Below are 10274 nucleotides of genomic sequence, written 5' to 3'. Positions count from 1 at the left end.
ATGGTGTTAGCGTATTAGGAAAATTATTTGGATTCTAAGTCTTAACAACAATTAAAATAAATTAAAACAGAAAAGGAGATTTTTAAAATGACAAAATTAGCAGAAGCAATCGCAAATACAGTACAAGCAGCACAAGGACATGACGGAGCTAAATTAGGCACTAGTATCGTAAGCATCGTAGAAAATGGTGTTAGCGTATTAGGAAAATTATTTGGATTCTAAGTCTTAACAACAATTAAAATAAATTAAAACAGAAAAGGAGTTTTTAAAATGACAAAATTAGCAGAAGCAATCGCAAATACAGTACAAGCAGCACAAAATCACGATGGAGCTAAATTAGGAACAAGCATCGTAAGCATCGTAGAAAATGGTGTTAGCGTATTAGGAAAATTATTCGGATTCTAATATTCAAATATTTAGTACTGACCAGGGCAAGCGCTCTGGTCTTTTTTTATTTTCTAAGAAATTATATTCAAAATTTGTTATTGTTAATAGAGATAAAAGAGTAGTGAGGGATATAAAAATGAAATACAAAACTATTTTACTAGATTTTGATGATACAATTGTTGATTTTTATGATGCTGAAGAAAAAGCATTTTATAATATGGCTAAACATTTTAATCATTATCCAACAGAAGAGGATTTTTATTATTTTAGAAAGGTTAATCAATCTCATTGGGAAGCTTTTCAAGAAAATAAATTAACTAAAGTTGAAGTTTTAACTCTGAGATTTGTTAATTACTTTAAAGACTATAACATTGAAGTTGATGGGAATTTAGCTGACAACCTATTTAGAGATGAATTAGCAAAAGCTACACCTAGCTTTTTTGATGGGACTTTAGACACAATAGATTATTTGAGAAAAAAACATAATATTTATATTGTGACAAATGGGGTTACAGAAACACAGCAACGTCGTTTAGCTCAAACAACATTTAACGAAACATTAAATGGCATTTTTATATCTGAACAAACAGGTTATCAAAAGCCTATGCCAGAATTTTTTGATTACATTTTTAAAGAAATGGGAGAAACACATAGAGAAAAGGCAATAATTGTAGGAGATTCACTTACTTCGGATATTTTAGGAGGAAAAAATGCTAATATTGCTACATGTTGGTTCAATTTAAGAAATAAAGAAAATAATACAACAATTCAACCTGATTATGAAATTAAGTCTCTTAAAGAATTAATTGATATTGTAGAATAATCAAATTAAAAAATCCCATCGAATTTAATAAATTCGGTGGAATTTTTTCGTACTATGGGTGCCAAATTAAAACATCATGTCCTTCAGGATTTTTAGCTTCGACATCTTTGAAACCTTGGCTTTCGAAATAAGATTTTGAATTATTTCTAGCGATTGCTTTAATAGGAAGGTTAAATGATTTTGCAAAATCGATTAATTCCTTAGAAAAACCTCTGTTTTGATATTTCTCTAATACTTCTAATTTCCATAATAAAATATAATCGTCACAATCAGGGAAGTAAGATTCCTCAACTTCACCTTTATTTAGCAATGCCATTCTTGCAGCTAATTTATCTCCGACAAAAATACCATAAAAAGGTGAGTCTGAACTTGCATCGATCATTTGTCCGTTAAATTCTTCAACCATATATAAATCTTTATTACCAAATTCTCTAAAATCTTCGAATAACTCATCAGTTTTGTAATTAATTTCTAATTTTTTTACGTCGCTCATCATCATGTCCCCCTTTATTCCTTTCTTATATTATACCTTAAAGTCTATGTTCTTTTCATTTATTTATGCTCTAAGCCAAAATTAAACTAGATAAATATATTTATACGAGTTGAATTTTTTATACCATTCAAAATAAAAATAATGACACGAATGTCATTTCGAACGTATGTATTTTTAATGAATTTTAAGATTTTATAAATTTTTATAAGCCGTTAAATTGTCATAAGTGAGTATAGTCTTTATACTATATTAGGAATAGTGATACTGAAGGAGAAAAACAATGGACTGTAAAATATTAAAATTAAACAATGACGATCAGTTTATTTCCAAAATAAAAAATAGTGATGGTACACTCCAACAATTCTACCAATATGATGCTATGTCAGAAGATAGCTTTAAAAAGAAAATGGATGCGCCTTCAAATGGAAGAGAAAAAGAACTTGCTAATGTTATTCAATCTTATATGGAAGATTTATCAATAACTGAAGTACAACAAACACATTTGGATGCTTTAGCTAATGGCGCAAAAGTTGTCATTGGAGGACAACAGGCTGGTCTGTTTGGTGGTCCTTTATATACAATCCATAAGATTTTTTCAATTATTACATTGAGTCAACAACTTACAAATAAATATAACCAAACGGTTATACCGGTATTTTGGATTGCTGGAGAAGATCATGATTTTGATGAAGTCAATCATACATTTGCTTATAATCAACAAGACGCACATCTACATAAAATTAAATATCATACTATGACACCACCTGAAAGTAACGTATCTCGTTTTAATCCTGAACAGTCACAAATGATTGAAGTGTTGAATGATTACTTTAAACAATTAAAAGAAACAGAGCATAGTAAAGCAATTTACCAAATGTGTTTAGACATTATTAAAAGTAATGATAACTGGTCAAATATTTTTAAAGCTTTATTACATGAAATCTTCAAAGATTATGGTGTTTTATTTATTGATGCTCAATATACTTCGTTGAGAAAAATGGAAAAACCTTTATTAAAAGAAATGATTTTAAAACATCGTGCTATTGATGAAGCTTTTAGAAATAATCAAAAAAATACAACACAACAAGGTTTGTCTCAAATGATTCAAACTGATACTAATGTGCATTTATTCCTTCATGAAGAAGGGATGAGACAATTATTAACTTATGAAAATGATGCTTTCCATTTAAGTAAATCAACACAAAACTATAATCAACAACAGTTATTAGACATATTAGATGAAGAACCTGATAGATTTTCAAATAATGTTGTTACACGTCCTATAATGGAAGAATGGTTATTTAATACTGTGGCCTTCATCGGTGGTCCAAGTGAAATTAAATATTGGGCAGAACTACATGATGTATTTCAGTTATTAAATATTGATATGCCGATTGTATTACCAAGATTGAGGATTACTTACTTATATAATAGAACTCAAAAATTATTAAATCAGTATCAACTTCAATTAGAACACGTCATAGAGAATGGTATTGAAGAAGATAAACAAAAATTTATTCGTGAACAAGCTTCCGAAACATTTTTAAATGAAATTGACAGTATGAAACAACAACAGGAAAATCTATTTCATTCTTTATATAAAGAAGTTCAAGGTAATAATGCTAATGAAAATTTAGTAACTAAAAATAATGAAATACACTTAAGACAGTATGATTATTTGAAAAAACGTTATCTTTTAAATATCGAAAGAGAAAATGACATTAGCATGAGACATTTTAGAGAAATTAATGATCATCTCCACGCAATGGGAGGATTACAAGAAAGAATATGGAATCCACTTCAAATTTTGAATGATTTTGGGAAAGATGTGTTCAGTCCCTCCACTTATCCGCCACTTTCTTACACTTTTGATCATATTATAATAAAAGATTGATATAACAACGTTTAAGCCCGCTTTATCGAAAAGATAAAGCGGGTATTTTTTTATAAAAATAAATATTTTTGACGAATTTTACATAATTAGTGGAGGATAGTGGGGAGATGTGGTAAATTATAAATAAGGTGAGGTGAGAAAAAATGTTCATGGGAGAATACGATCATCAATTAGATACAAAAGGACGAATGATTATACCGTCCAAGTTTCGTTATGATTTAAATGAACGTTTTATTATCACTCGAGGCCTTGATAAGTGTTTATTCGGCTATACTTTAGAAGAATGGCAACAAATTGAAGAGAAGATGAAAACCTTACCTATGACAAAAAAAGACGCACGTAAGTTTATGCGTATGTTCTTCTCAGGTGCCGTTGAAGTAGAGTTAGATAAACAAGGACGTATTAATATTCCGCAAAATTTAAGGAAATACGCTAATTTAACTAAAGAATGTACAGTAATAGGTGTTTCAAATCGAATTGAGATTTGGGATAGAGAAACTTGGAATGATTTCTATGAGGAATCTGAAGATAGTTTCGAAGATATTGCTGAGGATTTAATAGATTTTGATTTTTAATTTGGAGGTATGACAGTGTTTCATCATATAAGCGTTATGTTAAACGAAACCATTGATTATCTAAATATAAAAGAAGATGGTGTGTATGTTGACTGTACGTTAGGTGGAGCAGGACATGCCTTATATTTACTAAATCAATTAAGTGATGAAGGTAGACTTATTGCAATTGATCAAGACTTAATTGCAATAGAAAATGCTAAAGATGTTTTGAAAGAACATTTACATAAAGTCACTTTTATTCACAGTAATTTTCGAGAGTTAACACAAATATTAAAAGAGCTAAACATTGAAAAAGTTGATGGTATCTACTATGACTTAGGTGTTTCAAGTCCACAGTTAGATGTACCAGAAAGAGGCTTTAGCTATCATCATGATGCTAAATTAGACATGCGGATGGATCAAACGCAATCATTATCAGCTTATGAAGTTGTAAATGAATGGTCTTTTGAAGCATTAGTCAAAATTTTCTATCGTTATGGTGAAGAAAAGTTCTCAAAACAAATTGCAAGAAGAATTGAAGCAAACCGAGAAAAACAACCAATCGAGACAACATTAGAATTAGTTGAAGTGATTAAAGAAGGCATTCCTGCCAAAGCTAGAAGAAAAGGTGGGCACCCTGCGAAAAGAGTGTTCCAAGCTATACGAATTGCAGTAAATGATGAATTAAGTGCATTCGAAGATTCAATAGAACAAGCTATCGAGCTTGTAAAGGTACACGGACGTATTTCTGTTATTACATTCCATTCATTGGAAGACCGATTATGTAAACAGATGTTTCAAGAGTATGAAAAGGGACCAGACTTACCTAGAGGCTTACCAGTTATCCCTGAAGAATATACCCCGAAATTGAAACGCGTAAACCGTAAACCTATTACTGCGACTGACGAAGATTTAGATGACAATAATCGAGCCCGAAGCGCAAAACTACGCATTGCAGAAATATTAAAATAAGGAGTAATTCAACATGGCTGTAGAAAAAGTTTACCAACCATATGATAATGCAACACAAACCAGTGTTCCAAAAAGACAACCGCAAACCTCTCCTCAAAAGCAAACCGTTAAACGTAAAGTTGTCGTTCAACTTACTAGATTCGAAAAGATTTTATACATAACGCTAGTCTCTGTCATTGCTATGATTAGTATTTATATGCTATCTTTAAAAATGGATGCGTATGATACGCGAGGAAAAATTGCAGATTTAGATCAAAAAATTGAACAACAATCTAGCGAGAACAGCGCCTTAAAATCTGAAATTAAGAAAAATTCTTCATACGAACGCATTTACGACAAGGCTAAGAAGCAAGGTATGAGCCTCAAGAACGATAATGTAAAGGTAGTGCGTAATAATGGCGAAACGAAAAATTAAAATTAAAAAAAATAAAATAGGGGCAGTCCTACTTGTTGGTTTATTCGGGCTGCTCTTTTTTATATTGGTTTTGAGGTTTTCATACATAATGATTACTGGTCATTCAAATGGACAAGATTTGATAATGAAAGCAAACCAAAAATATTTAGTTAATAACTCAGAGCAACCAGAACGAGGAAAGATTTACGATAGAAACGGTAAAGTCTTAGCCGAAGATGTTGAAAGATATAAAGTCGTAGCAGTTGTAGATAAAAAAGCGAGTGAAAATAGTAAAAAGCCAAGGCATGTGGTAGATAAAAAGAAAACTGCCAAAGAATTATCAAAAGTTATTGATATGAAACCAGATGAAATCGAAAAAAGATTGAATCAGAAAAAAGTATTCCAAGTAGAGTTTGGTCAAAAAGGTACTAATTTAACGTATCAAGATAAAGAAAAACTTGAAAAGAAAGACTTACCAGGAATTACCTTATATCCTGAAACTGAAAGATTTTATCCTAATGGTAACTTTGCTTCTCACTTAATTGGTATGGCTCAAAAAGATCCTGATACGGGTCAATTAAATGGTGCCATGGGAGTTGAAAAGATATTTAATAGTTATCTTAATGGTTCAAAAGGATCATTAAAATATATACATGATATCTGGGGATACATCGCACCAAATACAAAATCAGAAAAACAACCTAAACGTGGCGATGATGTTCATTTAACGATTGATTCAAATATTCAAGTGTTCGTCGAAGAAGCATTAGATGACATGGTTGACCGCTACAATCCTAAAGATTTATTTGCGGTTGTTATGGATGCAAGAACCGGAGAAATTTTAGCGTATAGCCAAAGACCTACATTTAATCCTGAAACAGGTAAAGACTTTGGTAAAAAATGGGCTAATGATTTATATCAAAATACGTATGAACCAGGATCAACATTTAAAACATATGGATTAGCTGCAGCTATTCAAGAAGGTAAATTCAGCCCGAATAAGAAATTTAAATCAGGACCTAGAGAGATAATGGGCTCAGAAATTTCTGACTGGAATAAAACAGGTTGGGGTAGTATTCCTGAAACACTAGGATTTACGTACTCAGCTAACTCATTAATGATGCACTTACAAGATGAAGTTGGTGCTGATAAAATGAAATCTTGGTATGAACGATTTGGTTTTGGTAAATCAACAAATGGTATGTTTGATGGTGAATCCACTGGTCATATTGCATGGGATAATGAATTACAACAAAAAACATCAGCATTTGGACAATCAACTACAGTAACACCAGTTCAAATGATTCAAGCACAGTCAGCATTTTTCAACAAAGGTAATATGTTGAAACCATGGTTTGTAAGTAGTATAGACAATCCAATTTCTAAAAAGAATTTTTATAAAGGTGAGAAATCTTACGCTGGAAAACCAGTTTCAGAAGATACTGCTAATAAAGTTGAAAAAGAATTAGATAAAGTTGTAAATAGTAAGAAGAGTCATGCGATGAACTATCGTGTGAAAGGTTACGATATCGAAGGTAAAACAGGTACCGCTCAAGTAGCCGATTCTAAAGGTGGCGGTTATGTTAAGGGTGAGAATCCATACTTCGTAAGTTTCATGGGTGATGCACCTAAGAAACATCCTAAAGTGATTGTTTATGCTGGTATGAGTCTTGCACAAAAAAATGATCAAGAAGCATATGAAATGGGTGTAAGTAAAGCATTCAAACCGATCATGGAAAATACGTTGAAATATTTAAACGTTGATAAATCAAAAGATTCTGCTTCTAAAAAGGATTATAGTAAAGTGCCTAACGTAGAAGGACAATCAATAGAAAAAGCTAAAGATAGTATTAATGCTAAATCACTTAAACCAGTTGTTATTGGCAGTGGTAAAACAGTGAAATCACAATCAGTCAAAGCTGATTCTGAAGCATTGCCTCATAGTAAAGTTCTTTTAGTAACAGATGGTGACTTGACTATGCCTGATATGAAAGGCTGGACAAAAGAAGATGTTCTTGCTTTCCAAGAATTAACTAACATTAAGGTCAAAACGACTGGCAGTGGTTTTGTTTCAGATCAATCTATGACACAAGGTCAAAAACTTAAAAAATCAGATAAAATTGAAGTTACTTTATCAGCAGAATCTACTGATAGCACAACTGACGATAGTGATAAACAATCATTAGACAAATCATCTGATAAGAAAGATAAATCTAAGTCTAAAAAGAAAGATTCAAGCACTGACTAGTACAACATAGATATTCAACATATAAGGAAGAGATTGGGATTTTATTTATCCTTCTCTCTTTCTTAATATGTTATGAACTAACGTATAAATTTAGAACTAAAACTGATAAAATGTAAAAGCTAACAATTAAAAATATTTAATAATATATGTAAATTGACGGATAAAAGAAAAGGAGATTATTATGATTTTTGTATATGCGATGTTATCGCTTCTAGTAACTTTTGTACTTGTACCTATACTTATACCAACGCTCAAAAGAATGAAATTTGGACAAAGTATTCGTGAAGAAGGGCCTCAAAGCCATATGAAGAAAACGGGTACTCCAACAATGGGTGGACTAACATTCTTAATAAGTATCATTATCGCTTCAGTTATTGCGATTATTTTTGTAGATCGTTCTAATCCAATAATTTTATTACTATTTGTAACAATCGGATTTGGATTAATTGGCTTTATTGATGATTACATTATCGTTGTTAAGAAAAATAACCAAGGTTTAACAAGTAAACAGAAATTTTTAGCACAAATTTTAATTGCTGTAATATTTTTCGTACTAAGTAATGTGTTTAACTTAGTCAATTTTTCAACAACTTTACATATTCCGTTTACTGACGGTGGTATCCCTCTTTCATTTGCTTATGTTATATTTATCATCTTTTGGCAAGTTGGCTTTTCAAATGCAGTCAATTTAACAGATGGATTAGATGGTTTAGCTACAGGACTTTCAATTATCGGTTTTGCAATGTATGCCATTATGAGTTTTGTACTAGAATCACCTGCAATAGGTACATTCTGTATTATTATGGTATTTGCTTTACTAGGATTCTTACCATATAACTTAAATCCAGCTAAAGTATTTATGGGTGACACAGGTAGCTTAGCATTAGGTGGCATATTTGCTACAATTTCAATTATGTTAAACCAAGAGTTATCACTTATATTTATCGGATTTGTATTCGTAGTAGAAACGTTATCAGTTATGTTACAAGTTGCTTCATATAAATTAACTAAAAAACGTATTTTCAAAATGAGTCCTATTCATCACCACTTTGAATTATGTGGATGGAATGAATGGAAAGTTGTAACAGTATTTTGGTCAGTAGGTTTAATAACAGGTCTAATAGGCTTATGGATTGGAGTGCACTAGTATGCTAAATTACACAGGATTAGAAAATAAAGATGTATTAGTTGTAGGATTAGCAAAAAGTGGTTACGAGGCAGCCAAATTATTAAGTAAATTAGGCGCGAATGTAACAGTGAATGATGGTAAAGATTTATCTCAAGATGCACATGCTAAAGATTTAGAAGCTATGGGCATTAAGGTTATTAGTGGAAGCCATCCAAATTCATTATTAGATAATAACCCTATAGTTATTAAGAACCCCGGTATTCCATACACTGTATCGATTATAGATGAAGCAGTAAAAAGAGGTTTAAAAATATTAACTGAAGTTGAATTAAGTTATCTAATTTCAGAAGCGCCCATTATTGCAGTAACAGGTACAAATGGTAAAACCACTGTCACTTCATTAATAGGTGACATGTTTAAAAATAGTAGATTAACTGGTAGATTGTCTGGAAATATTGGTTATGTTGCTTCGAAAGTGGCACAAGAAGTAACTCCGAAAGATTATTTGATTACTGAATTATCATCATTCCAATTATTAGGAATTGATCAATATAAACCACATATCGCAATTATCACTAATATTTATTCAGCGCATTTAGATTATCACGAAACGCTTGAAAATTATCAAAATGCTAAAAAGCAAATATATAAAAATCAAACAGAAGATGATTTCTTAATTTGTAATTATCATCAACGTCATTTAATTGAATCAGAAAATTTAAAAGCTAAAACGTTATATTTCTCAACTCAACAAGAAGTGGATGGTATATATATTAAAGATGGCTTTATTGAATATAAAGGTGTTCGTATTATTAGCGTAGATGATTTAGTTTTACCAGGTGAACATAATTTAGAAAATATTTTAGCAGCTGTTTTAGCTACAATATTAGCTGGTGTACCAATTAAAGCGATTGTTGACAGTCTTACAACATTCTCAGGAATTGAACATAGATTACAATATATTGGTACAAATAGAACTAATAAATACTATAACGATTCTAAAGCAACAAATACGCTAGCTACACAATTTGCATTAAATTCATTTAATCAACCAATCATTTGGTTATGTGGCGGGTTAGATAGAGGTAATGAATTTGATGAATTAGTACCTTATATGAATAATGTAAGAATTATGGTCGTATTTGGTGAAACACAAGAAAAATTCGCTAAATTAGGAAATAGTCAAGGTAAATACGTTATCAAGGCTACAGATGTACAAGATGCCGTCGATAAAATTCAAGACGTTATTGAACCAAATGATGTGGTGTTACTTTCACCAGCATGTGCAAGTTGGGATCAGTATAATACATTCGAAGAACGTGGAGAGAAATTTATTCAAAGTTTCCGTGCACACTTGCCATCATACTAAAAGGGCGTGAT

11 protein-coding genes are annotated in these 10274 nt (G+C 31.1%); 10 read left to right on the top strand and 1 reads right to left on the bottom strand.

The features are described 5' to 3' along the window. Positions 1-87 precede the first annotated feature (87 nt). The 3 genes from CD121_RS11645 to CD121_RS11635 all read left to right on the top strand — a co-directional run bounded on the left by CD121_RS11645 (position 88) and on the right by CD121_RS11635 (position 1210). The gene (locus tag CD121_RS11645) at positions 88-222 is read left to right on the top strand and encodes a beta-class phenol-soluble modulin (protein WP_002450638.1); all 135 of its coding nucleotides are present in this window, start codon (positions 88-90) and stop codon (positions 220-222) included. A gap of 48 nt (positions 223-270) precedes the next feature. After that, positions 271-405, top strand: a complete 135-nt coding sequence (locus CD121_RS11640; RefSeq protein WP_017637180.1) for a beta-class phenol-soluble modulin — start codon at positions 271-273, stop codon at positions 403-405. Positions 406-523: 118 nt separating this feature from the next. After that, on the top strand, positions 524-1210 hold the full coding sequence (locus CD121_RS11635) for a YjjG family noncanonical pyrimidine nucleotidase (RefSeq protein ID WP_126568355.1): 687 nt from the start codon (positions 524-526) through the stop codon (positions 1208-1210). A 52-nt stretch (positions 1211-1262) separates the two neighbouring features. On the opposite strand, the gene CD121_RS11630 is transcribed toward CD121_RS11635, so the two are convergent. Further along, positions 1263-1703, bottom strand: a complete 441-nt coding sequence (locus CD121_RS11630; RefSeq protein ID WP_029055486.1) for an N-acetyltransferase — start codon at positions 1701-1703, stop codon at positions 1263-1265. A gap of 280 nt (positions 1704-1983) precedes the next feature. On the opposite strand from CD121_RS11630, the gene bshC reads away from it, so the two are divergent. The 7 genes from bshC (at position 1984) to murD (ending at position 10263) form a co-directional block, all read left to right on the top strand. Next, positions 1984-3597 (top strand): bacillithiol biosynthesis cysteine-adding enzyme BshC, encoded by a 1614-nt coding sequence (gene bshC, locus CD121_RS11625; protein WP_126568352.1) that lies wholly within the window; start codon positions 1984-1986, stop codon positions 3595-3597. A 143-nt stretch (positions 3598-3740) separates the two neighbouring features. Beyond that, a complete protein-coding gene (gene mraZ, locus CD121_RS11620; RefSeq protein ID WP_002442408.1) occupies positions 3741-4172 on the top strand; it encodes a division/cell wall cluster transcriptional repressor MraZ in 432 nt (143 codons plus the stop codon). 15 nt (positions 4173-4187) lie between these two features. After that, positions 4188-5123, top strand: a complete 936-nt coding sequence (gene rsmH, locus CD121_RS11615; RefSeq protein WP_126568350.1) for a 16S rRNA (cytosine(1402)-N(4))-methyltransferase RsmH — start codon at positions 4188-4190, stop codon at positions 5121-5123. 13 nt (positions 5124-5136) lie between these two features. After that, a complete protein-coding gene (gene ftsL / locus CD121_RS11610) occupies positions 5137-5538 on the top strand; it encodes a cell division protein FtsL (RefSeq protein WP_017637174.1) in 402 nt (133 codons plus the stop codon). Then, positions 5519-7765 (top strand): penicillin-binding protein, encoded by a 2247-nt coding sequence (locus CD121_RS11605; protein WP_107999682.1) that lies wholly within the window; start codon positions 5519-5521, stop codon positions 7763-7765. Before ftsL ends, CD121_RS11605 begins: the two co-directional genes overlap by 20 nt. Positions 7766-7946: 181 nt before the next feature. After that, positions 7947-8912: a phospho-N-acetylmuramoyl-pentapeptide-transferase gene (gene mraY, locus CD121_RS11600; protein WP_017637172.1), complete on the top strand. Its 966-nt coding sequence runs from the start codon at positions 7947-7949 to the stop codon at positions 8910-8912. 1 nt (position 8913) lies between these two features. Beyond that, positions 8914-10263, top strand: coding sequence for a UDP-N-acetylmuramoyl-L-alanine--D-glutamate ligase (murD, locus tag CD121_RS11595; RefSeq protein ID WP_017637171.1), 1350 nt, complete (start codon positions 8914-8916; stop codon positions 10261-10263). The last annotated feature ends 11 nt before the right edge of the window (positions 10264-10274 follow it).

Source organism: Staphylococcus pasteuri (genome assembly GCF_003970495.1).
GTDB classification, from domain to species: Bacteria; Bacillota; Bacilli; order Staphylococcales; family Staphylococcaceae; genus Staphylococcus; species Staphylococcus pasteuri.
This window is presented reverse-complemented; position numbering and strand designations above follow the sequence as displayed.

Coding starts and splice junctions, on each gene's coding strand:
- bshC (WP_126568352.1), top strand. CDS start 1,984: ATGGACTGTAAAATATTAAAATTAAACAATGACGATCAGTTTATTTCC.
- CD121_RS11605 (WP_107999682.1), top strand. CDS start 5,519: ATGGCGAAACGAAAAATTAAAATTAAAAAAAATAAAATAGGGGCAGTC.
- ftsL (WP_017637174.1), top strand. CDS start 5,137: ATGGCTGTAGAAAAAGTTTACCAACCATATGATAATGCAACACAAACC.
- CD121_RS11630 (WP_029055486.1), bottom strand. CDS start 1,703: ATGAGCGACGTAAAAAAATTAGAAATTAATTACAAAACTGATGAGTTA.
- CD121_RS11645 (WP_002450638.1), top strand. CDS start 88: ATGACAAAATTAGCAGAAGCAATCGCAAATACAGTACAAGCAGCACAA.
- CD121_RS11635 (WP_126568355.1), top strand. CDS start 524: ATGAAATACAAAACTATTTTACTAGATTTTGATGATACAATTGTTGAT.
- mraY (WP_017637172.1), top strand. CDS start 7,947: ATGATTTTTGTATATGCGATGTTATCGCTTCTAGTAACTTTTGTACTT.
- CD121_RS11640 (WP_017637180.1), top strand. CDS start 271: ATGACAAAATTAGCAGAAGCAATCGCAAATACAGTACAAGCAGCACAA.
- murD (WP_017637171.1), top strand. CDS start 8,914: ATGCTAAATTACACAGGATTAGAAAATAAAGATGTATTAGTTGTAGGA.
- mraZ (WP_002442408.1), top strand. CDS start 3,741: ATGTTCATGGGAGAATACGATCATCAATTAGATACAAAAGGACGAATG.